The sequence below is a fragment of the Nocardioides sp. genome, from assembly GCF_036405735.1.
Classification (GTDB): Bacteria; Actinomycetota; Actinomycetes; order Propionibacteriales; family Nocardioidaceae; genus Nocardioides.
The window spans coordinates 53,041-76,623 of sequence record NZ_DASWXC010000018.1; the positions used below are offsets into that span (position 1 = coordinate 53,041).

Sequence of the window (23,583 nt, forward strand, 5' to 3'; positions counted from 1 at the left end):
CCTCTCTGCTGAGTGGTTCGCCTGCGCTACCCACGCGCAGCGACTGCAAAGGGCGGCACCGCCGCGGCAGGCCCGAGCCGATCTGAAAGAATGGCGACCTGTCGCCGGAGTTCGTTGGGGCCGACCGTGAGATCGATCCGGTGGACGGCGATGGTGGCGTCGGTTCCCTGCACCTCGTAGGGCAGTGGTGGGGTCCCGCCATCAGCGTAGATCAGGTGTCCGCTCGTGAGACCGAGACGGGCGCAATACGTGACGAGCTGGTAGATGTCGGCGTTCGACACCTTTCCAGCCTCGTCGAGCACCTTGTACTTCGTGTCGGCAACAGCGCTCCATCCGCTGCCGTCGTCTCGCACCAGGTCGGGGCGAATCACCAACGTCTCTCGCTCGTCGAGCGGGAGGGTGACCTGTGCCGACCAAGCCGAATCGGCATCGACGAGCAAACGTGCAACGAGGCGCTCGAACAGATGCGCCATGTTCACCCGGAATCCGTGGACCACAGTTTCGCCCGCCGCGCTCTCGACGCTGACGTGCCGCAGGGTCAGCTCGGCCAGACCCAGCAAGGTGTGAAGACGAGCATTCAGTCTGCTCCGCTGCCAAGCAGGCAGTGCTGCCCCAGGGACCAGGGGCACGGCGTCGGCCAGCATGCGGTCTACCCGGCGAAGGTCCGCCTCGACGTTCACTGTGAGGCCTGGCAGCGCAAGCAGCGCCAACGCGGCCGAGCGGATCAGACGGTTCTCGACCGTATCGAGGGTCCATTCGTCGACGGTGACCTCGAGCGGACTCAACTGCCCGAAGCGCCGGAGGTATTGGTCCCGCATTCGCAGTCGTCCGCGCAACACGGGCAGTGTCTGCTCCTCGGTTTGGTAACCGCGGAGAGGCCCCGCTGCGAGAGCGTTCTCGGCCTCCAGCACGAACAGGCGGGCCAAGACGCCGGACAGGTCTGCGTCGTCAGCGACTTGTACCTGCTCATCGTCGACCGCAAGATCGGCCGCACCGTCGGCCATCGCGAGAAGCCGCAGCACCTGTACCGCGCCGATCTTCGGTGCAACCCGAACCACGAGGCTCCCTCGCGCGACCGACCCGACCGAGTACTCGGCGGTGACCCGCCAACCAAACTCATCAGGGAGCACCTTCACCAGCTGCGAAGTGTTCAGCGCAGCCGCCTCGGCCGTCGTGAGGTCAACCGGATACAGCGTCTGTCCCTCTGACAGACGCTCGAGGTCACTCCTCTCCGGCACCGGCCTCATCCACCGAGGTGTCGCCTGCATCTGCCGTGGCCGGGTGCTCCAGGCCCAGCTCGTAAAGCCACGCCGGGAAGGGGTACCAGGCATCAACCTGACTGTGCTTGCCGTAATGGTGCTCGACGAGCATCGGCCGCAGTTCGCGTCGCCACAGCCGGTCGAGCGATGTCGGATTCTCGACGCCTTCTCGCATGAAGTACGACGGCCCGAACGCGAGCGCGGGGTCGAGGCCGCGCTTGGTCATCTCGGCGTTGAGGCGGTCACGCAGGTCCGCCAGCGCGGTCGGCCGGCCGGTGGCCTCGCACCAGCGATGCAGCATGCCGGCAAGGGCGGGCTCCTCTGAGTCCATGGACAAGAAGACGAAGCGCCGTCTCATCGCGGCGTCGAGCAAAGCGATCGAACGATCCGCGGTGTTCATCGTCCCGATGATGAACAGGTTCGGCGGCAACGCGAACCGCTCGCCCGCGCTGTACAAGAGCTCGACCTCGGCACCGCGGTACTCCAGCAGGAAGTACAACTCACCGAAAACCTTGGCGATGTTGGCACGGTTGATCTCGTCGATCACCAGCACGAACGGCTTGCTAGGCGCGTTGCGCGCCTCCTCAGCGATTCGCTTCAGGGGGCCCGGCGTGACCGTGAGCGAGGCTCCGCCGGCATCGGAGGTTGCCACCGGCCGGAAGCCCTCCACGAAGTCCTCATACGAGTACGTCGGGTGGAACTGCACCAGTGCCGACTGTGCCTCAGTGAGTCCGCATGCCTCCAGCAATGCCTGGACGAGGAAGGTCTTCCCGGTTCCTGGCGGCCCTTCAAGAACCACCTGCCTCCGCTCGTTGAGGCTGACCAGCAGCTCGGAGATCCAGGTGGAGTCCGCGTGGTGCAGCCGGGCCGCCAGGGCTTCGTCGTCGCAGGCCAGTACCGCGGTCTCGACGACCGCCGTAGGCTCCTCCGGCGACGTGGTTTCGTCGAGCGATGCGGAATCGAGCTCGGCTAGGTCCTCGAGGTCCTCAGGACGTTCGGCCTCCTCGTCCTTGGGACGCAGGGCCGCCAGCGCACCAGCCAGGTCGGTGAGATCGAGGACGTCCTCGCCCTTGAACCGCACCCTCGTTCGGATGCTGCCCGGAAGCGACTTCACCTCAGGCGCAAGGTCGGGGTACCACGCGACCGCCCGCGTGAGGAGCGTCATCCCACCGATGGACTGCAGACGCGCGGGCTCGTCCTGCACCACCCCCATACGCAGCGCACCTCCGTCGACGGTCGCGACGAGGTCGCCATCGGACATGCCGAGTGCGAAGGACAGGACGTCGCGCTTCTTCGCTTCCCGCTTCACCACCTGGAGGTCGCTGTAGTGCTCGTCCACGAGATCACTCAGCGATTTCTGGGTCGGTTCCTTCGGTAGCTGGGTGAGCTTGCCGACTGTGATCGACACGATGCCTTGCCGGACCCACGTCGGCACCCGGTTCTGCTGGTCGACCTCACCCCGGACCAACCAGGCACGGCCGCCTTCCGCATCGCTCCAGGCCTGCAAGAGCGGTGCTTGGTCGTAGCGCACCGCCGCTCCGCCGGCCTCGCTCTGGAGACGCAACGTGATCGCCTTGAGGTCCCTCTCGACGTCACCCGTGAGCGAATCCTCATCAGTGCGGAGCGCTTGGACGATGGCCTCACGGTCCGTCGGCCGAAGAACGGTCGTGAAGGATCCCGGATGAACGACAACACACAGCAGCGCCGCGACTCGCGCGTCGACACCTGCAGCCTCGCCGGTCAGGTCGCAGAACGCCCACGGGTCGTCCCAGACTGCTTCGCGGACCTCGACTGGCTGTTCATGCCAGTGCACGAGCAGGTTGACGGCCGAGGACAGCATGACCCACGGCGTTGCGATCATGGCCTGTCCGGCGTGGATGAAGCCCTGCTCGAGATGCGCCGAGATGTCCCACGGCAGCCCCGGCGGGGTCTGCGCCATCGGGATCAGGGGGTTGCGCACCCGGCTTCGCTTGGTGGATCCGACCATGTCGCTCAGCGGACTAACCAGTAGCACCCACAGTTCCGCGGCCAGCAGTCGCGCCTCGTCCGATGCGAGGCCCGCCAACGGGCCATCGGGGTCCGGGTTGTCAGAGAGGAAGTCCCTCAGAGCGGTCGCCGAGTTGGAACCCCAGGCATCGACGCCGGGTGAGAAGGCCGAACCGCCCGACCGCCAAGCTGCGATCACGGGTGCGGTCGCCCGCTGCGCGTGGGCGAACCCACTCGTGTCGTGCACCACCTGGGATTCCGGGTCTGCGATGGGCGGCGTCAGCACCGCCTTACGCAGTTGATCCCAGTCGCGGTACGCAATGTTGCAGGCCTCGTAGAGGTCCTGGGGATCGGAGTGTGCAGCAAGCGCCTCCACACCCTGCTGAGCGATCCGGAAGCCACCGTCGGCCGTCGCGTGCAGCCAGCCTGCGTGCTCGAAGCCGGTCGTAAGAATCCAACCGAGGTTGTTCCAGGCGCGAACTGCCCCGCTCTTGGTGACGCTAGCGTCATAGTCGTTCAACGGGACCCGCAGAGCTGCCAACTCCTGCAGTTTCTGAAGCGAGATCGGCTCAGATTGATTGGCGAGCTCCTCCATCGCGGCGCGCAGCCGCTGCCGATACCGAGTCGTCCACTCGGGGTCCTGGGCGGGCTCGAGTGTCTCCATGGCGTTCTCGGTCATCGGGACCTCTCAGTGCCGGCTTCGGGTGCGCTCTGTGGATGCCGAGGACCACTGCCTGGAGGGGGGTTCAGTTCAGTCAAATACGGCCCGGCTGCGGTCATTGAGACTGCCATGCGATCAAATGCCCGAAGGACCCTCTGCCGTGCCGCGCTCGCTTCGTCACCCCCTGACGCCCGGAATCCCGAGAAGGATTCCATGATGAACTCGACGTCCTCGCGACTCGCGCCATAAGCGTGAAACGCGAACGCTTCGAGCTCCGCAATAACCATGCCACGTCGCCGCTCATCCCACACGAATGGTGTGGTCAGAGAAGCGCAGGACGGGAACGACGCCACGTAAGGCAGCATCTCACTCGACGTCACCGCCAGTTCCATGACTCGCCTTTCAACGAACGACGAAACGGGCTCACCCAGCCACTCGGAGTGGGAATCCAGTTGGCGCGGCGACGGCATCGGGACTTGTCTGACCACCATGTACGACATGCTCGTTCCGGTGAGCTTCTGGCGGACCAGCCAGTCAAACATCAGCGAGCTCGCCAAGGCTTGGAATCGCGGAGCGACGGACGGGTCAAGGAATTTGATGAGCGGGAACTTGTGTCCCACCCCCGCGACTGGTGAGGCGCACAGGATGAAAGTTCGCTGGTTGGTGGTGTTTGTGACATCGCGGAACCCCATGAGCCACGGCTCCTTCCAGCCGTGGGCATCCAGCACGCCGTCGACCGCGCTGCGCGGAACGGCGTAACGCGGCCGGGTTCGATAATTGGGATCAGCTAGTTCCTGTGGAGTTGGCCGGGGGAGTGCTCTGACGCCCTTCCCGTCTACGAGGTCGAGGCCCGCATACGTGCCGTGGCGGTTGTTGTAGAGCCAGAGCATCTTGCCCTCCAGCAAAGGGAGCAGGTCATCCCGATCGTCGGGGCCTCGTTCAAGGTCTTCGGCGTCTACGAACACGCCGCTGTCATTGGCCATGTGGAACATGGTGAAGAACTGGAGCCCCCACGGGTTCTCCCTGCCCTCGAGGACGAGGATCGGGGTCGCTTCATATGCGTGTTCCAAGATCGATACAGATCGCTGATCCCGCAGGGTTGTCAGAGTGCCGCTATTTGGATTCATCCTGCCGATGGCCTCACTGGACGCCGTGAGAACCTTGCCATGGAGCTCGTCTGCCCCCGCGAGGTCGAATGCTAGACGGACCGGTTCCGCCGAAGCCTGCGATGACAGCGTGGCCAGGCAGAACCACGACTGCCCCTTTAGGCCCGAGAAGAGCCCCCTCTTGTGATTTGCGAAGTCGAAAAAGCTGCGGAGTTGGCCGCCAGTGAGGACGGTTCGCGAGAACTCGGCCAACGTATCGGTCGTCAGCAGGCCCGAGGGGACGATCATCCCCGCACGTCCCCTGGTTGAGATCGCTCCCCTTGCCCGCTCCACGAATACGCTGTAGCGATTGACGTCTCCTCGACCGCAGAGCGGGTAAGCGCCGGACTCCCTGAGGAAGTGGCTCTCCGCTTCCGAGCGACGTTTGGCTTCGTTGAACTCGACGAAGAGCGCGTGACGTTCGCTGTTCTCGAGTGCGGCGATGGCCTTCTTTCGGGCGGTCGCGTTTTTGGCTGCTGAGACATCTTCGGCGCGCGTTGCGAAGAACTCCTGCTCCTGCAACTTCACGCGCTCCCATGGTGGGTTGCCGAGCATTGCGTCGAAGCCGCCGCTCCAGCCGTAGGTGCCGCCGGCTGGTCCGTTGTCGGGGATGCGGAAGACCTCAGGAAACTCGAGGTGCCAGTGGAAAAGGCGGAATCGAGCAGCAATAGCACGTACGGCGTCGAGCACGGTCCCATCGGCGGAGCCTGCAGCCACGCTGTCGACGACGGCGGTTGTGAATGGGATCGACTTGCACGTCTTCTCGCCGAGGAAGGCCGCGCACCAGGCGTCGGCGGCGTGGCGGCGTCGTTGGGTCTCTGGGTCGTTGCTGAGGGTGGCGTAGCGCTGGGCGGCGAAGGTGACCTCGTCCAGGGACGCTGCGGTCCGGAGCGCCTGGTCCACCTCCGTTGTGATGGTGCGAGCGTGGACCGGATCGAGGTCGGTGGTGCTGTCGCTGAAGAGGTCATCTCCGCCGCGATTAGCGCGTTCGGCCTTGTTCGCCTTCTTCCAACGAGCGACCTCGGCCTTGTCGTCACCGGTGAGGGCGGTGAAGGCGGCGTCGGGAACGCCATGTCGCAGCAGGGCGGGCGTGGCGCCGAGGAGGCCATTTCCGACCTTGATGTGGTGGTCAAGGAACGACAGGGGCTTGCCTGGGGTCATGGCGGTGAGCCAGAGGCTGACCTTGGCCAGATCGGCGGCCATGGGGTTGAGGTCGACGCCGTAGAGGCAGCTGCCAACCACGTCGTGCAGGGCGTTGGAGTAGTCGGTTGGGGTCGGGTCAAGCTCGTCAGTGCGGGCCACCGCGAGGCGTAGTGCGATTCGCCGCGCTGCGGCAACGAGGAAATGGGCTGACCCGACGGCGGGATCGCACACCTTCAGCGCCAGGAGCGCCTCTGCGCGTTCCTCGGAAGTTTTCGTCCGTTTCTCAACGTCGTCCAGGACCGGTTCGAGCGCCGTGTCGAGGACGAGCTCGACAAGCTCAGAGGGCGTGTAGTAACTACCGGTGGTCTTGCGGTCGTTCCCCGCCAACGTCTTGAGGGAGAATGAATGGCTGACCGGGTCGTAGCGGGGCACAAGCTCCAGGAGGGACTCGTAGACCGAGCCGAGTTCCTCGGCGCCGAGATGGGCGAAGTCGACGACACGTCGCGGCTCGCCCTTGGGCTGCACGACCGACAACGAGCGGACAGCAGAAAGAAGCGCGGTATTGGGCAGTCGGCACTCGGTGAGGACGTCCTGGGCTGTGATCGTGAATAGGCCGCCCAGGGCGGGCAGCCCGAGGCGGGGCTCTCCGCCCGACCGGCCAAGAGCGTCGAGGACCAGCCGTGCTGCTTGCCATAGGTCATCGTGGCCGCTGCCGTGCCGCTTCAACGCCAGGTCGCGCAGCCGGGCTGAAGAGAAGTACGTCTGGTAGCGGTCACGCTGGTCAGTTGTCGCACTGGGTGCTAGGAGCGCGTCGCGGTCCTCTGCCACGGCCCAGAACAGCAGTCGGTACACCATGCGAAGAAGTGCCGCGTGGACGTCGGAAAGCCTCACGATCCCGTCGGCGAGCGACTGCCGCAGCTCGGTGTTCGCGGGGTGCTGTAGGAACCCGGTCCCGAGTGTCTCCAGGGCGGTCTCGACTCCCTCACGCAGTAGCGTCAGCGCGCGGACACCCCGCCCGATGGCCGTGGTGCGCCACCGCTCCAGCCAGCAACTGGCCGGCGAAGCGCCGTCAGCGATCTCGACACGAGACTCGTGGACCAGCAGGTACATCAGCGCGAACTCGGCGAACAGCTCTCCGTCGAACATCGCCTCGAGATCGAACTCGACGTAGGCGAAGCCGGTCAACGTCGTGGAGTCGCGCAGCAGGCGCAGGGTGCGGCCATTGCTGAGGATTGCCCACAGGTACTCGTCCGTGCGGTTCAACAGCTCTTGAACCATGGCGTGCGGGGCACGGGCGGCGCCTGCGACGCCTGGGTTGCGACGGTCGAGGTCAACTCCCCAGCCGAGCTGGTGGATGGGGGTGCTGCCCCAGAGATGGCTGACGAGGTAGTGCTTCGTGGTGGCGCCTTCGCCCGCCGTCAGGCCTCCCGCTGGCGTCGCGGGGACACGCCCGTAGCCGAGGTCCGCGAAGACCTGACCCAGCCATCGCTCCCGGGTGACCGCTACCGCTGCATCGCCGACGGGAAGCGCATCGAGGTCTTCACGAAACCGACGGTATGTCGCGAGGAGGTGAGTCCAAGCGCGTGCGGCCCCTTCGCGGGGTGTCTCGGAGCCAAGGTGGTAGTCACTGCCCCTGAGCCCATCGATCGTTCCGGCCAGTACTGCGGTCACGACGTCGTTCGGCAGGAGCCCACCAACGACGCGGACGGCAGAGAGACGCGCCGCGTTGGCTCCGGTGTTGCTGGTGGTCTTGGTGCTCACTGCGCGCCTCCGGTGGGCATGAGCAGCTGGACACTGAGAACGTCTACGGGCTGCTGAGGGGTCACAGTCAGACCGCGGCGGGAACGCTCGGCATCCCGACTGGCGCCGGCACGTGCACGCAGATGGGCGTCGAGCAGCCGCTCCGCACGATCCTGCGCGACCTGGCTCAAGGTTGGCTGGAGAGCGTCGAGCCCGTCGAGCACGGCACGCATCCACTGCCGAGCCACAGGTGGCGGCACGTTGCCGTGCGGCCGGGCCTCGACGAGGCGCTCCGCCTTGTCGTCGAGCAGCCAGACAGGATTGTCCGGGGATCCCTCGAACGCGAGAACACAGGCATCCTCTGCGACCTTCTGAACCGCTCCGGCCGGAGTCGGCAGTGTCAGGTGGAAACGCAACCGGACAAGTAGAAGGGTCGTGCGGGTACGGACGGCGTCGGTCATCATCACGCCTGCGCGACGGGCCGGTCGCTCGTGGGGCGCGACCGTGGTGTCCAGTGCGCTCTCGAGGACGTATCGGGCGAGTGCCTGCACGGCGGGGTCGGTACGCGCGATGACCGCTTCGCCGCGCTCTGCCGGCGGGTCGGTGTGGAAAGGCAGCGGGTCACGAAGCCCGACAGGAAGGCTCGTGCGAGCTCCCAGAGGCAGGGTCGCGGTGACAGCCGTGAACCCGTCAGTCGTGGTAGTGATCGTCGACCCCAGCGAGCTGAGAGAGTCAGTCAGGAACGCCTGCAGGTCACCGTGTGATCCGAGCGCCGCGCGGATGTCCTCGACCTGCTGCGCGACTTCCTCGGGCTGGATGGTGTTTTGCGCGAACCGGGCGCGGGAGGCCTTCTCCTTTTCCGCGGCCGACGTCCATGCCTGCTCGAGTTCGGTGGCCTTCGCGTTGAGCTCGATGTCGAGCATCAGCTGGTCCCGCGACGACTCCTGCCGAAGCAGGAGGCCCTCGGTGAGAGCGTCGATTAGACCTTGCCCGTCGCCGGGGACCGGGACAGCGACACCGGTGGCCTTCGCAATTGCGCGGTGGCGGCGGATCAGGACGTCCAGGACGATTCCGTCGATGCCGTTGTCCTCGCCATAGAGGGTGATGGCCCGGACGATGTCCTTGCGCTGCAGGTAGCGGTCGACTCGGCCCTCGCGCTGTTCGTGACGGGTGGGGTTCCAGCACAGGTCGTAGTGGATGACCGCGGAGAATCCCTGCTGGAGATTGACGCCCTCGGACAGGCAGTCCGTTGCGACGAGGACGTGCTGACCCTCGATCGCGGTCAGGTCGGCGATACGCCGTTCCCGCTCCGCTGGCGGGAGCTCGCCGGTGACGCTGATGACCGTCACCGGAGCCTTCTTGGTGCCTACCGTCGTTGCGAGGTGCTCGGCGACGTAGTGCGCGGTGTCAATGAAGCGGCAGAAGACGATGGGGTTGTCGCCCTCGGCGAGGAGCGTCTTCACCTGCTGTGTCAGGACGCCGAGCTTGCGGTCCTGCTCTGGACCATGGAGTTGCGCGGCCCGATTGGCGAAGTCGAGCAGCCGCCGACGTTCCGAAGCACTGCCGACCCCGGCCGTGGTGTCGTCGTCGGTGTCGACGATGGCGCCTGGGGTCGTGTCCACCCCCTCCAGTGACTCGTCATCGTTCTCATCGAGCACTGCGGAGCGCCCCAGGCTGTCGGCCTCGGCGATCGTGGTGGCGCTGCTGTTCGCTGCACGGGTGCGCAGGGTCGCTTCGGCGGCGCGAGGGCTGGATGCCAGGGCGCGCAGCAGAGCGAGCACGGACCACCACCTCACGCGACCAGTCGTGCTGCCGGCATCTTGCTTGACCTGGTCGCGGGCGTAGGCGAGGACGTCATCGAATAGGTCGCGGTAGGCGGTGGAGAGGCCGTACCCGACGTCGAGGGTGAGACGGTCGCTCGGGAACGGCGTGTTCTCGTCGAGGTAGCGGCGGATGTCGCCGCGACGTCGCTGGACGAAGTGGCGGGCGAGCAGCTCGCGGCCACGAGGAGTGGTCAGGTCGGCTGTGGCGAGGTCGGGGTGCAGCAGCCCGATGAGGTTGGCGAAGGCTTCCTCGTCACCCGAGTGCGGAGTGGCGGTCGCGAGAATGAGGTGCCGGCTCTGGTCGGCGGCGAGATCGCGCAGCAGTTCGTAGCGCTGGTGGCGACCCTTCTGCCCCAGGCCCGAGCTGGCGACGCTGTTGTGTGCCTCGTCGACGATCACGAGTTCGGGGCAGCGGAGCAGGAATTCATGGCGGCGTCGGTCGGACTTGATGAAGTCGGTCGAGACGATCACGTGCGGGTAGCGGTCGAACAGTGACTCGTTCATCATCAGACCCCGCTCGAGGCCCTTGACCGTGCTCGTCAGCAGCAGGACGGCGTCGATGCCGAACTTGGCGGCGAGTTCACGCTGCCACTGCTCGGCGAGAGCCGGGGAGCACAGCACAGCGAGACGTTGTGCTGAGCCTTGCGCCAGCAGTTCGGCGGCGATTAGGCCGGCCTCGACAGTCTTGCCGATGCCGACGTCGTCCGCGATGAGGAGGCGGACGACGTCCTGGCGCAGGGCCATCAGCAGCGGGACGTACTGGTAGCTGCGCGGGCTGACCGAGATGCCCGCCAGGGACCGGAATGGGCCGGCGCTGGCGGTGAACCCGACCCGCAGCGCGGTCCGAAGAAGAGCGGTGGAGGTGCTGTCACCGAGGTCTTCGACGGTCGGCGTGGGGAAGGTGGCCGCCTCGACGCCCTCGTCGGGGAAGACGCCAGCCACATCGGCGCTTCCGCCGCCGAGCGGCTGCAGCAGGAGGAAGTCCGGGGTGGTGCCGGGCAGGACGACCCATTCCCGGCCCCGGGCTCGGACCAAGCTGCCCACGGCGTGGATCGTGCTCATCAGGTGGCGTTCCTTCCGCGGCCGAACAGCCATTCGTTCTGGTCAGCGATGGTGCTCCAGTCATCGTCGTGACGGAACCGGATCACGAACCACGACGTGTCGGTCAGCCGTCCTTCGGCCTCGCGGTCACGCTGCTGCTGGTGCGCGCTGTCGTGGTGGGGACCGTCGATGAAGACCGCGACCCGGACCGCACCGTTGTAGATGAAGTCCGGACGTGCCCGGCATTCCTCGATCGTGCGCTGAGCGTCATCAGGCAGTCGTCGACCCGTGGAGGTCAGCCACCCGATGAACTTGGCCTCCAGGGTCGAGTCGCCGAGCTCGGTGAGCCAGTCGGCCTGGTCGGTACGGTGCCGACCGCCGGCGCCGGCGTCGACGCGGGCGCCCAGCAGGCTGCGCAGGATGGCGACCACGCTGTGGCGGTTGATGAGGGTGTGCTCGTACTGGTTGCCGTAGGAGAGCAGGCAGTCGTAGCACCCGCGTTCGCAGCGGACCCGCGCACCTGCAGCGTGCTGGAGGTCGGCTCCGGTGTCGGGGTCGTAGTGGATGATCTCCAGCGCCTTGCGCGCCACTCGCTGGATCACCTCGGGCTCGTCGACGAGACGCCGCAGGACACCGGCACCGCCCTCGGCCGCCTCGGTGAACAGCACCCGTCCTCGTTCGTCGGCGTCGGGGAGTTCGCGGCTGTCGAGCTCGGAGTCTTCGAGCTGGAACTCGGCCTCGATTGCTCGCTCGAGTGCGGCGCGCAGCGAGACCGCGACCTGCTCCTCGAGGTGTTGCGCGGCACGAAGCACGAGGATGTTGCGGCGGTCCTGGACGAAGGGCACGACCTTCTCGCGCTCCTTGACGTCTTGGGCGTCGGGGAGGTCGTCCGTGTCGACGGTGGTGTCGGCGGCCTGCTTGTCAGTCAGCCACCGTCCCTCGCGCAGGTCGAGCCAGAAACCCCGGTCATCGGGGTTCTTGCGGCGGCGCCGGCCGACGTTGGTGATCCGGATATCGGCAGCCTCGGCGTGCGTCAGCTCCAGAATGGTGGACCCGTTGGCAATGGCCTGGGCGCGGATGCAATCCGGGGCACCTCCGCGGTCGGGGAAACGATACGACACCTCGAGTTCGAAACCCGAGCGGCGGCGCTCTTCCTCGTCGCTGCTGATCCGCTCACGGCGTCGCGTGAATACCGTCTGCAGGCGCAGGAGGCCGTACTGGGTGCCGCCGAGCCGGTCACCGCAGTTCTCGCACACATCGGTGCCGACCTGCACCGGATGGTGGTACCCGCAGCCGGGACAACGCTTGGCGGTCTCCGTGATCGCTCCACCACCAGCGGTCTCGCCAGGGTCGCGCGGAAGCTGGATCCGGGTCACTTCGTAGCGAGCGCCCTCGTGATAGATCAGGCTGTTCGGCCCGAACTCGGAGATCGCCAAGAACCTCGGGCGCTGGAGGTAGTCGCCGTCGTGCTTGCCGCCCCGTCGAGCCGGGATGTAGGCGGCCAGGGGAAGCCGAGGGAAGGAGTAGCCGGGCAGGAACCCTTCGCTTGCTAGGTAGCGGTAGCTGTAGAAGTCGGTGGCGCCGACCTCGGAGTCGTCGTTGCGCAGCAGCCGCAACTGGTTGCGGGCATCGGTTCGGCGTCGCTCAGCGATGGTGCGGTCGTACTTGCTGGCTGTGGTGCTCAGCGCCAGCTTGTGCTGCTCATTCGCTTCCGTCAGGGCCGTCCGGTAGAGGGTGCGCCAGCGGTCGAAGGCGTCGTCGAATGCTTGTGAGGCTCGGGCGACCTGGTCGTGGACCCACACGTCCGACCACCACGCGGGGTCGCCGCCGTCGAGTTGCCAGGTCTCACGCAGCCCTTGCAGAACACGTTCGGCACGGGTCTGGGCGCGCCGGGCGACCTCGCTCTGGGTCACCGCGCGCCACAGGTCGGGGAACACCGTGAAGCTGGGGTTGTCGCCTTCGGCGTCGACCAAGGCGGTGATGGAGGACTTCATCGACTCGTTGGTTTCGGCCAGCCAGATGGCGTGGACGTGGGAACGGACGAGATCCTCGTTGGTCAGGTCCAGACGTGGCGCAATCACCGATCCAGCGACCATTTCGCGCGAACGGCGGAACCAGTAACTGTCGTGAGCATTGCCGGTCGAGCAGTAGGTCAGCACCAGGGCCTGCTGACCGCTGCGGCCGGCGCGGCCGGAACGCTGGGCGTAGTTGGCCGGCGTGGGCGGCACATTGCGTAGCGCGACGGCGTTCAGGTCGGAGATGTCGACGCCGAGTTCCATCGTCGGCGAGCAGTACAGGAGCGGGAGCTCGCCCTCGCGGAACTGGCGCTCACGTTCGAGGCGGTCATCCTGAGCGACCTGGGCCGTGTGCTCGCGGGCGAGCAGTCCCGAGAAGCCGCGAGCGAGGTCGCGGTACAACTCGCGGAAGAACGGGTTGACCCGCGCGGTCTCCTCGCCAGCGAACGACTTGCGCAGCGGATCGGTTGCGCCCGTAGTTCCGTCGCCCGCGATCCACCGCAGGGCGCCGGCATTGATGCGGTACTGACTCCCGTCGGGTCCCTCGCTCTGCACCAGCAGGCCGGCCTGGGTCAGCACCTTGAACATGTCGAGGATGACCCTCTCCGAGTCATCCGATTTCAGCGAAGCATTGTTCGGCAGGCCGGCGACATCTCGGCGCAGATACTTGCCGAACGCACCGCGGCCGGAAACCGCGAGCACCGAGCGACGCCCGCCAGCCTTGGCCGGGCGCGGGATCGCGACGCCGGCGTCGACCAGTCTGTCGTCCTCACCCAGACTCCACGGCTCGATGAGGTGGGCGCGGGTGAGGCGCTTGAGTCGATCGAAGCCGTCCTCGGTGAGGCAGTCGACTGCAATCGCCCGGACACGGCGCAGTTCGTCGAGCAGGATCTCGCACAGCTCTTCGCGTTGAGCCGCGCTGATCTGGTCGAGCAGGTAGGTGCCTTCCCAGGACTCCTCATCAGCGGCCAGTTCGGGAAGGTCGCGATAGGCCAGCTTGAGCAGCCCGGTCTGTTCGAGGTTGGGCATGGTGACGCGCCAGCCACGCTGGAGGTCGACGTAGAGCTGGTACTCGACCGCACCTCGTAGCGCGCGTTCGGCGTCCTTCTTGGCGCTGAACTTGGCCTCGGGCGCCTGTGCGAAGTCGACCATCCGCAGCCCGAGAGTCTCGGTGACAACCTCACCGAGAACGTCGTGGGTCAGCCCTGCTGGCCCGGCCTCGACCAGTGCGGCATGCAGGGCAGCTCGAAGTTGCGAGACCTGGACGAAGTCGTTGAAGTGTCCGGCCTGCAGGCTGGCGTCTTGGCGGTTGTCGACGAAGGTGAGCAGCTTGCGGGCCGTGGCAGGCAACTGTTCTTCAGGAAGCGACTTGAGGCTGCGCACGACGGAGGCCGACAGCAGCGACATCGCGCTGGAGCGACCTTCGGCATCGAGGGTGGCAAGTTTGCCGAAGTCCTGGCCGCGGACCTGCTCGTAGGAGACGCCGCACCGCATGCAGAACGCGAACGGGGTCGACACGAACCACGCCGGCAGCCCGTTCCGACTGCCGTCCACGGAGCCGTCGGGCCGCAGCCACACCGGGGTTGGGAGGTACTTCCGCTTGCTCTCGATGACCTCGACACGGTCCGTGTCGGGGTCGGTGACCAGCCAGGGCTCGGGGACGCGGTTGATCTCGGTGTCCTTGTCCGGCCACGGGTAGTCAGACGATACGTAGAGGTAGCCGGTCACGGCGTCGCCGCCGCTGGCGTCAGCGTCGCGACGCGAGACGAAGCGGGCTTCGCCGTCGGCGGCGGTGCGCGCGACGACGAGGTATTCCTGGCCGCACTCGCGGCAGAAGCCGAGCGGCAGCAGAGCCTTGTCAGGATGTCCGGGTACTCGGACCTGGTAGCTGCCGGCGATGTGGCGGGTAGCTTCGGGTTCCAAAGACACATAGACGGTGTCGCCCTTGGAGAGGAACTGGTGCAGCCGGAAAGCGAAGACCGGACGGTTGCTGGTGGGATGGGTGACCGTCGAACCTTCCCGCAAGACATTGCGCAGGGCGTTAACGCAGGCAGCGCGGTCGAGGCCGGTCAGCTCCGCCAGCGTCTCGGCGGCCTCGGGAAGAGTGGTGGGCGTCCTGCGGACCAGTCGCTCATCACCGCTGGCCGACTTCTCGACGGCCAGGCCGAAGGTCGTCTCAACCCAACTGGTCAATGGGTCGGCGGTGAACGCCTCGAAGGCCCGCTGCTGCTGGCTGCCGTTTGATCGGACTGCATCCGCCAGGAGATGAGCATCGTCTTCGACGTCCGGGGTGGCCCTCACCAGCGTCTCGCCGACGACATGCTCGGGCCTGACCTCGGTGCCGAACAGGCGGGTCGCCACACGCGCCACGACCGTGGCCCGGTCCTCGACCGTGCCCTCGCTCGACATGGTGGCGCTCGTGCCGATGACCTGCAGTGCGTCGGCCTGACATTCGTCGCGCAGCCGCCGGATCAGCATCGCCACATCAGCACCCTGCCGACCGCGGTACGTGTGGAGCTCGTCCAGCGCCAGGAACCGCAGTCCCTGGGCCGCCCGGACGAGCTGATTGCGCTCATCGGGTCGCGTCAAGACGAGGTCGAGCATGACGTAATTCGTCAGCAGGATGTCGGGCGGATCGGCGAGGATGCGCCGCCGGTCATCGGGGCTCTCTTGCCCGGTGTACCGAGCGAAGGTGACGGGCTCGCCGCCGTCGGGGTAGCCGAACTGCAGGAACTTCCGCAGCTCCTCGACCTGAGAGTTGGCGAGCGCGTTCATCGGGTAAACGACGATCGCCTTCACCCCTGGACGTCGACTTCCGCGCTCAGCGTTCTCGCGCAAGACCGCGTCGACGATCGGGACGATGTAGGCCAGTGACTTACCCGAGCCGGTGCCGGTGGTAAGGACGTAGCTCGAGCCGGTGCGAGCGATCTCGACAGCTTCGCGCTGGTGGCGGTGGAGAACTATCGGGTCTCGGCCGGCGTCCTGGGCATGGGCCTTGCGGCGGAAGATCCGCTCTGCCTCCGGATGCAGCAACCCCTCGCGAACGAGTTCCGGCACGGAGCCACCGGTCGCGAAGGACGGGTTCAAGCCCACCCACGGGTCGGGCCACTGCACTCCGTCGTCGAACTGCTGGTCAACGAACGCCTTGATGCGCTTGTCGCGCACCTCCACGAAACCCGACGTGAATGCACGGTAGTCCGCGATCACCTGCTCGTGGACCTTGAAGACGTCCATGCTCCGTGCCGTCTCCTTCTGTCCCACAAGTCACATCCCCAGCCGGCGCTAACCTACTTCACCTGCGGGAGAGCACGTGGGGGATTCAGGCGATATCGCGGCGACGGCGAAGCTCGTACGCAGCCTTGAATCGGACCACGGCAGCGGATGCCTCGCCGTGACCGAAGGCGGGTCGTCTGGACAGCTTCCGGCCGTGCCCGAGACCGGCCCGGGCACAGGAACGGCTCGCCGGCATCTAGCCTGCCTCCTATGCCGGTCCCGCTCGACAAGATTGTTGCCCATATGGGCGACGATGTGACTCCCCTGGAGTTGATCCTCCGCGCCCACTTGTGGACGGAAGCGATGCTCAACCGAGTAATCCAGAGTCGGTTAGTCAACCCCGGGGCGCTCCGAGTGGACCGGACGTCGTTCGCTGCCAAGGTCGACCTCGCGCACGCTCTGGGGGCTATCGAGCAAACGAACGTCGCATGGTTCCGATCACTCAACAAGTTGCGCAACCGACTGGCTCACGAGCTCGACGGGGAGCCGACGATCAGCGAGTTGGTTGAGCTCGCTGATGGAGCGCGCGGGCCGATACTGGATGTCGCTCAGGGCGTGATGGCCGTGTTGGGAGACCGAATCGGCCGCGACAAGCTCCGGGTGGTGGTGTTGTGCCAGCTGCTGATGCTTGAGTACTCGGCTCAGCACGAGACATGGCGCAGGAGCAATCAGGATGCTCTCACTGCGTACCGCGTCAAGCGCGCGATGCTCCGGATCGGCGGTGAGGAGATAAGCGCTGAGCGCGATGCCGCGCTCCGGGCTGAGCATGGGATCGCAGCGGAGCCTCGTCCCGGCGACGCGACAGATCCTCCGCTCAGAACGATGCTGGAGCAGAGGCCGGAGTATCAGATCCTGCTCGATCGCCTATCGGAAGCCGCGGGCTGAATCGCAGTCGTCCGGTCGACAGATCTGACGTGCTCCAAGGTCGAGGCCACGCTCCAGAAGTCGGCTCGCTCACGGAGGTGGCTGGCTTCCGGCGCAGTGGGAGCACCTTGAGTGGAGTACCAGGTGAGAGGATTCGGCCATGGCTGTAGCGGAGGTGACACTGCCATCGAACTCCGGAAGGGCTGCCAGGGCGAGAGCAACGCGGTCGAACGTTGACCAGATCGAGGTCAAGATCGCAGGTCGACGCTTCCGCACCACCGAGGTCTTCGACACCTACTGGAGGTTCGCGGCGCGCCGCCAAGACATCTATCGACAGCGGCTCAGGGGCGATGCCGGTCCGTGGACTGATGACCCCATCCTTCGGGCCCACCGGTTCACAAACTGTTATCGCGCAGCCGACAGGGTCAGTCAGTACCTAATCCGTGAGGTGATCTATGACGGCGACCAAGACTTCGCCGAGGTCACGTTCCGGACCTTGCTGTTCAAGTTCTTCAACAAGATCGAGACCTGGGAGCTTCTCAACGACGAGCTCGGTCAAACCCCGACCTGGGCTGACTTCGACCTGGACACCTACGACAAGGTCCTCTCGCGCCACTTCAAGACGGGGCGGCGGCTCTATTCGGCCGCGTATGTGATGGCGCCGCCGAAGCTCGGCGCCGAACGGAAGCACAGCAATCATCTGCGTCTGCTCCGCGACATGATGAGGGCCGACGTGCCAGCTGCACTCCAGGCGGCGGAGTCAATGAGCGACGCGTTCGACTTGCTGCGGGCACAGCCGGGCATCGGCGACTTCCTTGCCTTCCAGTACCTCATCGACCTCAACTACTCCTCGGGTCTCGACTTCGACGAGATGGACTTCGTCGTGGCTGGCCCCGGCGCCCGGGACGGCATCCGCAAGTGCTTCGGCCCGGCAGCAGCTGGCATCGAGTCCGAGGTCATCTCGTATATGGCGCACCATCAGGGCGAGCACTTTGAGCGCCTCGGCCTAAAGTTCGACGGGCTCCATGGCCGGCCACTGCAGTTGATCGACTGCCAGAACCTGTTCTGCGAGGTGGACAAGTACGCTCGCGTGGCACACCCCGCTATTGCTGGAGTCAGCGGCCGGTCTCGGATCAAGCAGAAGTTTGCGCCCGTTCGTGAGGCGTTGACGAGCTGGTTTCCGCCGAAGTGGGGCATCAACCAGGCATGACGAAGCGGTCAGATCAGAGCCGCGTCTTCCGCGGCGTACGGTCGGATTGTGTCGATGCGAGCGTTCGCATGGAGCTCCACTTGTGCGTACCCGGCGACGACGGTCATGGATCCGGGCGCGATGCTGGCGCGATTGCAGATGTAGTTCAGGAGACGACCGATAGCCAGGTAGTTCCCGTACGCCCTCTGAACCAGGTAGTGGGATCGGTAGTGCGCCACGACGTGGAGCAACTTGCCGCGGTCTAACTGAAACGACAGGAACGAGAGGCAGGGGAAGTCCATCGTGCTCGTGTCTCGGGTGGGCTCCTGCACCGGGACGTCGACGGTGAACGGCATCAGTCCGACCTCGTAGCGTGCCGTCTTCGGCCCGCCGTTGCTGGCTCGCTCAACCGCGATTCTCCGGATGATCTCCGCGACCTGGTTCTTGAAGGTCCCGTCCGGCGCCGGATAGTGGCTGAGTCGGTCGAAGTATGTGCCCCGACGGTTGGCAGCGTCGATGCGCTTGATCGTCGGGAGCACGGCCTGGTATCGCTTGGCCAGATCCTCCGGATCAGGCGTCTGCGCTGCCATCGCTGCCGGGAAGATCGTGTTCGCGACTGTCTCAACCGGGCGGCAGTCGAGGCTTTCGAGCATGCCGTCCACCAGTTCGCGGATGCGCGGGTCTTCGGCCGTTGGTTCGGAGATGCGGGTGACGACATGCACCGCCTTGTGATCCGGTGCGTCGTCGACCGCCACCAGGGTTCGGGCCCAAGCGACGGAGATATTCTTTCCGGTCACCGAGATATCGTTCTTCATCACTGGACCAACTCCGTCGATGTGGATGCATTGATGCTCTGGCCGCCCGGAACGTAGATGCCGAGCGGTCGGTCAAGGACCGTGATGCGCGTCGCTCTGCCGGCTGTGGCGTCCACGAGAACGTGTGGCCCCGCTGCCGACTCGCACCGGAACACTGTCGCCCCGGCGTGGGTGGCCACGCGTGACAGCCCAGGAAGTTCCGCGGCCAACGTCGCGTCTGCCTCCCCGAGGATCAGCAGGTCGTCGACAGTCGCTCGAACGTTGAGTGCGCCGGTTCCGAGCAGCGACCACACGTCCATGTCGAAGGTCGAGTTGAGCGCGTGCCCGGTGGCGGCGTCACGCTTCAGCCGGGCGGGCTGAATTCGCGCCCATGCGTCCGCCTCAGCCCGATTGACAATGCGGACGTTCACGAGTTGGCGGCAGGTCGCCCGGTACGTTGCGCCGAGCAGGAGCGATAGAAGGTATACCTCCGCCGCAGACGTTGGCCTGGCGATGCCCATGTCCGTCAGCGCGGCCAGGATCGACTTCCGCGGCATGAGGAACCAAGTAGCGAACGCCTCAGCGGTCATCTCGAGCTCTCCTTGGCCACGGACGTTGCCGGTCCGACCGGTGCCGGCGTCGATCGCGCACTCGCGGCCGGGGTCGGGGCGGTGGCGGAGCTCATGGTGCCCGAGTTCGTGTGCGGCAGTGTGACGGCGATTCGCTGCGGTTAGACCAGCGTTGACAAGGATGCCGCGCTGATGGTTCGCCTCCATGTAGATGCCGAATAGGCCGGGCATCGGGCGGTACATCAACGACAGGCCCGCGGCGTCGATAGCTGCGTCGACGTCGACCGGGTAGCTGGCCGTGTCGATACCGAGCTTGTTGTGAGCCTTGACCGCCGCAAGGTTCGCGAGGCGGTTGGCGGTCAGCCAGTTCACCGCGCCGAGCCAAGGTCGGTCGTCTTGCGGTGGCTGAGGAACTCGGCGAACTTCAGGACCTCGTTCTGGTCGGTTGGGGACAGGTCAACCAAGGCCCGCTCGAGCGCGGCGAACGCGGTCTCGGACTCTTCGACTTCGCCGAGAAGTCGCCCAACCGACGTTTGGTAGGCACGGGCGAACCGACGCAGCTCCAGGCTGTCGACCTTGCGGTTGCCGCGCTCGATCTCGGAGATTGCGGTCCGGGCGATCCCGGTTGTTGCCGTCACATACTGCTGTGACAGACCTAGGTATTCGCGGATCTCCCTCAGCCTCTTTCCGAGCGCCCGCTGCTCGAGGTCTCCCGTCTCGTCAGAGATGGTGCTCATGCGGTTGCCGCCGTTCCGGCCTCGGACTGCGGAAGCGCGTTCCAAACGGCCTCGGCGAATGTCTTCACCGAGCGCAGTGCCTTCGTAGTGTCCGCGGTTGTCGGCAGGTCGATCCCGAGCTGCTGCTCGAGTCGGACGACGATCTCGACGGCGAGTAGTGAGTCGACGGGCATGGTGACTCCGAGGTCGTTGAGCTCCTCCCAGAGATCGTGGGTATCCATGCCCCGGTCATCGGCGAGCAGCTCCACGATCAACTGCTCGATCTCTTCCTTGCTGATCAACGCCGTACCTCCTTGTTGGGAATCCCGGCTCCTTGCACGATTTCGGGACTAGCCTGAGAGTAGGTCATGTCGCCGGAAAATCCAACAGAGGGTCGAAAAATCATGCAGTTCAGCGAGTATCAGCGCCAGGTCCGTCGAACAGACCAGCGGCCAGGGAAGCAGCAGGAAGACACTGTCGTGCACCTCCTCGGTCTCGCCGGCGAGGCTGGTTCGGTGGTCGGCTCGTACAAGAAGTACATCCGCGACGGGGCCGCTGACAGCCAGTGGAAACTCCGCATGCGCGAAGAGCTCGGCGATGTTCTCTGGTACGTCGCCGTCGTCACCGACCATCTTGGCCTCAACCTGGACGAGGTCGCCGCGGCCAACCTCGACAAGACCCGTGGCCGGTGGCTGCTGGGATCCCGCGACGCATTCGATTCCGAGTACCCGCCTGCCGAGCAGCTTCCACGTCGCGGAACCTACGAGTTCGTCCCGGGTGTCAACGCTGACCAGCGACCCACGTGCACCGTGATCTTCGATGGAAAGGTCCTCGGTGACCCCGACCTGACCGACAACGCGCTAACCGATGACGGCTACCGCTTCCATGATGTGTTCCACCTCGCCTTCGCAACGGTGCTCGGCTGGTCGCCGGTCACGCGGTCCCTGATGAAACGGAAGCGCAAGTCGAACATCGACGTCGATGAGAGTGAGGATGGTGGGCGCGCGATCGTCGTCGAGGAAGGACTGTCGGCCTTCGCATTCGCATACGCCTCTCGGCACGACTACCTCGCCGGCATCGAGCGCCTCGATCCACAGTTCCTGGATTCGATGATGCTCATGACCAACGGACTTGAGGTTGGCGCGCGTACGCAATCAGATCTTGAACTCGCGGTCCTGCAGGGCTTCGCTGTGTTTCGAGACCTTCGTCGGAATGACGGCGGTTTTGTCGACTTCGATGCCGACGAAGGCACCCTCACCTACCGGAGTCGTGGTTAGGACGTCGCGAGCGATTCGACGACCCTGCCCTGCAACGAGTTCAGCTTGGTCTACGCCGATCGCTCCGTGGGCCGCGCTGGGGCCGCAGAAGAACGAAAAACGACCCCTGACGCTGGAAGACCTTGAAAGGTGTCTTCGCTGGTCAGGGGCCGTTTTCAGGCACCTAGCCGGTGGGCGGCGCCCACGCGGGACTAGATGTCGTAGTACTGACCGGACTCACGCTCAGAGAGCGTCGGTTTCGGCGTCTGATCTAACAGCCGTATAACAGGCGAACGCGTCCGCGACCGCCTTCCGCGTGCGCTCGCTGCTCGACGGCATCAGATGCGTGTAGGTCCGGAGCGTGAAGCCGGGGTCGGCGTGGCCCAGGTACTCGCTCACGGCCTTGATGTTCTCGCCCGCGTCGAGCAGCACCGACGCGTAGTGATGCCGGAGCGCGTGCGTGCCGTTCTGGCGGCTCGACTCGATGCCCGCCTTCGCGAGCGCAGGCTTCCAGATGTACGTGTTGAAGTAGTTCCGGTTCAGCGCCTTGCGCTCCCTGGTCGTCAGCACGAGCGAGACCGTCGTCGGCTCGCCGTCGAGCGTGCCCCAGGGCAGCGTGACGGCCCGCGCCGGCCGCTCCGCGAGGTACCCCGCGAGCAGATCCCGCACCGGCTCAGGCAGCGGAACCGTCCGCGTCTTGTTGTACTTCGGCAGCCCGAACAGCAGCTTGTTGCCCGCGAGGATCTTCACCTGGCGACGGATCTCGACCGTGCCGCGCAGGAAGTCGACATCATCGGGGGAGAGGCCGAAGACCTCACCCTGACGGAGGCCGAGGCCGACGCCCAGCTCGAGCGCGATCCGCCACTGATCCGGCAGTGCCTCCCTCATGGCCGCGACCTGCTCGACCGTCCACGGGACGATCTTGTTCGCCTGCCGCTTCGGCGTGGTCACCGACCCGGCCTTGCATGGATTCTTGGCGATCCGCTCGTCGTCGACGGCAGCCGAGAGGATGGTCGACACGTTGGCGATGATGACTCGCCGCGTGTTCACGGCACCCGAGAGGCCGGAGATCCATGCCTGGATCGTGCTCGGCTTGATCTGCCCGAGCAGCTTGGATCCGAGCACCGGGTAGACGTGGACACGGAGACGGCTCTCGACCTGCTCGCGCGTCGTCGGCTCGAAGGTCTGGCTCTTCAGCCACTCTTCGGCGTACTTCTTGAAGGTGATCCGGCCCGCGTCGGGGTCGAGATACGTGCCGCGCAGAACGTCCGCCTCGACCGTGCTCTTGAAGCGGTCCGCGTCGCTCCGCTTCCGGAACGTCTTCATCCGCTGCCGACCGTCCGGCTCTCGGTAGGAGACGTCATAGCGCGGCTTCCCGCCGACCTCGCGCCGATGGATGCTCGCCATGTCAGTCTTCGTCTTCCTCGCGCTCGACCTTCAGCTTCTCCAGCTCACCCCGAAGCCGCGTCAGCTCTGTCTCTGCTCGACGTTGGTCCTTCGTCGTCCAGTTGCCGTTGCGGTACGCGGCCCACATCATCGCGGCCTTCCGCATCTCCGTCGTGTGGTCATAGTTCGCCTTCACCGCTCTAAGCAGCGCGAGGTCTGCTACGACCTCGCCTTCGGGAGAGTCGATGTCGCGCGTGTCGATCTTGTAGCGACCGGAAGTCCCGGAGTCGAGCTGGTGCGCCACGTACTCCGCTAGTTCGGCGTTCTCGTAGGCCAGTTCGTAGAGCTGCCAGAGCGCGTTGAAGTTCGCGCTCGCGAGGTCGGCGAAGTCCGCCATGCATCGCCGGATCTCTTCGATCAGCTCGTGAGCACGCTCCTGCTCGATCAGCTCGATGTCGGTCAGCAGGTCGTCCGTCGTCGTCTCAAAGACCTTCGCGAGCGCCGTCAGCTCGTTCACAGTGATGCGACGGAGCTTGCCGGTCTTCTTGTCGCCCTTCTCGACCTTGTGCAGCGCGGTCGCCTGGATCTTGCAGCCGACGTCCGTCATCTCCTTGGCGAGCCGTTCGTAGGACCATCCGCGCTCTGTCCGCAGCATCTCGATACGCCGCGCAAGGTTCGCTTCCGAGTCGACCGTCCGACCCTCGTTCGTCTTTGGCATCTCGC

Annotated in this window: 14 protein-coding genes; 3 read left to right on the forward strand and 11 right to left on the reverse strand. The window is 65.7% G+C overall.

Translation table 11 applies throughout. From position 1 onward, the window contains the following. Positions 1-26 precede the first annotated feature (26 nt). The 5 genes from VGE38_RS03470 to VGE38_RS03490 all read right to left on the reverse strand — a co-directional run bounded on the left by VGE38_RS03470 (position 27) and on the right by VGE38_RS03490 (position 16,047). Positions 27-1,238: an McrC family protein gene (locus tag VGE38_RS03470; protein WP_331141144.1), complete on the reverse strand. Its 1,212-nt coding sequence runs from the start codon at positions 1,236-1,238 to the stop codon at positions 27-29. Continuing rightward, positions 1,222-3,924, reverse strand: coding sequence for an AAA family ATPase (locus VGE38_RS03475; RefSeq protein WP_331141145.1), 2,703 nt, complete (start codon positions 3,922-3,924; stop codon positions 1,222-1,224). The genes VGE38_RS03470 and VGE38_RS03475 overlap by 17 nt, the downstream gene beginning before the upstream one ends. Continuing rightward, on the reverse strand, positions 3,921-7,955 hold the full coding sequence (locus tag VGE38_RS03480) for an Eco57I restriction-modification methylase domain-containing protein (RefSeq protein ID WP_331141146.1): 4,035 nt from the start codon (positions 7,953-7,955) through the stop codon (positions 3,921-3,923). The genes VGE38_RS03475 and VGE38_RS03480 overlap by 4 nt, the downstream gene beginning before the upstream one ends. Continuing rightward, on the reverse strand, positions 7,952-10,699 hold the full coding sequence (locus tag VGE38_RS03485) for a DUF8741 domain-containing protein (protein ID WP_331141147.1): 2,748 nt from the start codon (positions 10,697-10,699) through the stop codon (positions 7,952-7,954). Before VGE38_RS03485 ends, VGE38_RS03480 begins: the two co-directional genes overlap by 4 nt. A gap of 119 nt (positions 10,700-10,818) precedes the next feature. Then, entirely contained in the window at positions 10,819-16,047 is a 5,229-nt protein-coding gene (locus VGE38_RS03490) for a DEAD/DEAH box helicase (protein ID WP_331141148.1), read from the reverse strand. A 249-nt stretch (positions 16,048-16,296) separates the two neighbouring features. On the opposite strand from VGE38_RS03490, the gene VGE38_RS03495 reads away from it, so the two are divergent. Both VGE38_RS03495 and VGE38_RS03500 read left to right on the forward strand, forming a co-directional pair. Further along, positions 16,297-16,971: a hypothetical protein gene (locus VGE38_RS03495; protein WP_331141149.1), complete on the forward strand. Its 675-nt coding sequence runs from the start codon at positions 16,297-16,299 to the stop codon at positions 16,969-16,971. Positions 16,972-17,110: 139 nt separating this feature from the next. Continuing rightward, positions 17,111-18,160, forward strand: a complete 1,050-nt coding sequence (locus VGE38_RS03500; RefSeq protein WP_331141150.1) for a nucleotide kinase domain-containing protein — start codon at positions 17,111-17,113, stop codon at positions 18,158-18,160. An 8-nt stretch (positions 18,161-18,168) separates the two neighbouring features. Here the strand turns inward: VGE38_RS03500 and VGE38_RS03505 are convergent, their stop codons facing one another. The 4 genes from VGE38_RS03505 to VGE38_RS03520 are packed head-to-tail and all read right to left on the reverse strand — an operon-like array spanning position 18,169 to position 20,520. Beyond that, the gene (locus VGE38_RS03505) at positions 18,169-18,954 is read right to left on the reverse strand and encodes a thymidylate synthase family protein (protein WP_331141151.1); all 786 of its coding nucleotides are present in this window, start codon (positions 18,952-18,954) and stop codon (positions 18,169-18,171) included. Beyond that, positions 18,954-19,874 (reverse strand): ImmA/IrrE family metallo-endopeptidase, encoded by a 921-nt coding sequence (locus tag VGE38_RS03510; protein WP_331141152.1) that lies wholly within the window; start codon positions 19,872-19,874, stop codon positions 18,954-18,956. The genes VGE38_RS03505 and VGE38_RS03510 overlap by 1 nt, the downstream gene beginning before the upstream one ends. Continuing rightward, on the reverse strand, positions 19,871-20,239 hold the full coding sequence (locus VGE38_RS03515) for a helix-turn-helix domain-containing protein (RefSeq protein ID WP_331141153.1): 369 nt from the start codon (positions 20,237-20,239) through the stop codon (positions 19,871-19,873). The genes VGE38_RS03510 and VGE38_RS03515 overlap by 4 nt, the downstream gene beginning before the upstream one ends. Beyond that, complete coding sequence (locus VGE38_RS03520; RefSeq protein WP_331141154.1) at positions 20,236-20,520, reverse strand: acyl carrier protein; 285 nt, start codon at positions 20,518-20,520, stop codon at positions 20,236-20,238. Before VGE38_RS03520 ends, VGE38_RS03515 begins: the two co-directional genes overlap by 4 nt. A gap of 102 nt (positions 20,521-20,622) precedes the next feature. Here VGE38_RS03520 and VGE38_RS03525 point away from each other — a divergent pair, with 102 nt between their 5' ends. Next, a complete protein-coding gene (locus VGE38_RS03525; RefSeq protein ID WP_331141155.1) occupies positions 20,623-21,495 on the forward strand; it encodes a nucleoside triphosphate pyrophosphohydrolase family protein in 873 nt (290 codons plus the stop codon). A 222-nt stretch (positions 21,496-21,717) separates the two neighbouring features. Here the strand turns inward: VGE38_RS03525 and VGE38_RS03530 are convergent, their stop codons facing one another. Together VGE38_RS03530 and VGE38_RS03535 are read right to left on the reverse strand one after the other, a co-directional pair. Continuing rightward, complete coding sequence (locus tag VGE38_RS03530; RefSeq protein WP_331141156.1) at positions 21,718-22,881, reverse strand: tyrosine-type recombinase/integrase; 1,164 nt, start codon at positions 22,879-22,881, stop codon at positions 21,718-21,720. A 1-nt stretch (position 22,882) separates the two neighbouring features. Beyond that, on the reverse strand, positions 22,883-23,578 hold the full coding sequence (locus VGE38_RS03535) for a helix-turn-helix domain-containing protein (RefSeq protein WP_331141157.1): 696 nt from the start codon (positions 23,576-23,578) through the stop codon (positions 22,883-22,885). Positions 23,579-23,583 lie beyond the last annotated feature (5 nt).

Coding starts and splice junctions, on each gene's coding strand:
- VGE38_RS03515 (WP_331141153.1), bottom strand. CDS start 20,239: ATGAGCACCATCTCTGACGAGACGGGAGACCTCGAGCAGCGGGCGCTC.
- VGE38_RS03530 (WP_331141156.1), bottom strand. CDS start 22,881: ATGGCGAGCATCCATCGGCGCGAGGTCGGCGGGAAGCCGCGCTATGAC.
- VGE38_RS03500 (WP_331141150.1), top strand. CDS start 17,111: ATGGCTGTAGCGGAGGTGACACTGCCATCGAACTCCGGAAGGGCTGCC.
- VGE38_RS03525 (WP_331141155.1), top strand. CDS start 20,623: ATGCAGTTCAGCGAGTATCAGCGCCAGGTCCGTCGAACAGACCAGCGG.
- VGE38_RS03535 (WP_331141157.1), bottom strand. CDS start 23,578: ATGCCAAAGACGAACGAGGGTCGGACGGTCGACTCGGAAGCGAACCTT.
- VGE38_RS03475 (WP_331141145.1), bottom strand. CDS start 3,924: ATGACCGAGAACGCCATGGAGACACTCGAGCCCGCCCAGGACCCCGAG.
- VGE38_RS03505 (WP_331141151.1), bottom strand. CDS start 18,954: ATGAAGAACGATATCTCGGTGACCGGAAAGAATATCTCCGTCGCTTGG.
- VGE38_RS03490 (WP_331141148.1), bottom strand. CDS start 16,047: ATGGACGTCTTCAAGGTCCACGAGCAGGTGATCGCGGACTACCGTGCA.
- VGE38_RS03495 (WP_331141149.1), top strand. CDS start 16,297: ATGCCGGTCCCGCTCGACAAGATTGTTGCCCATATGGGCGACGATGTG.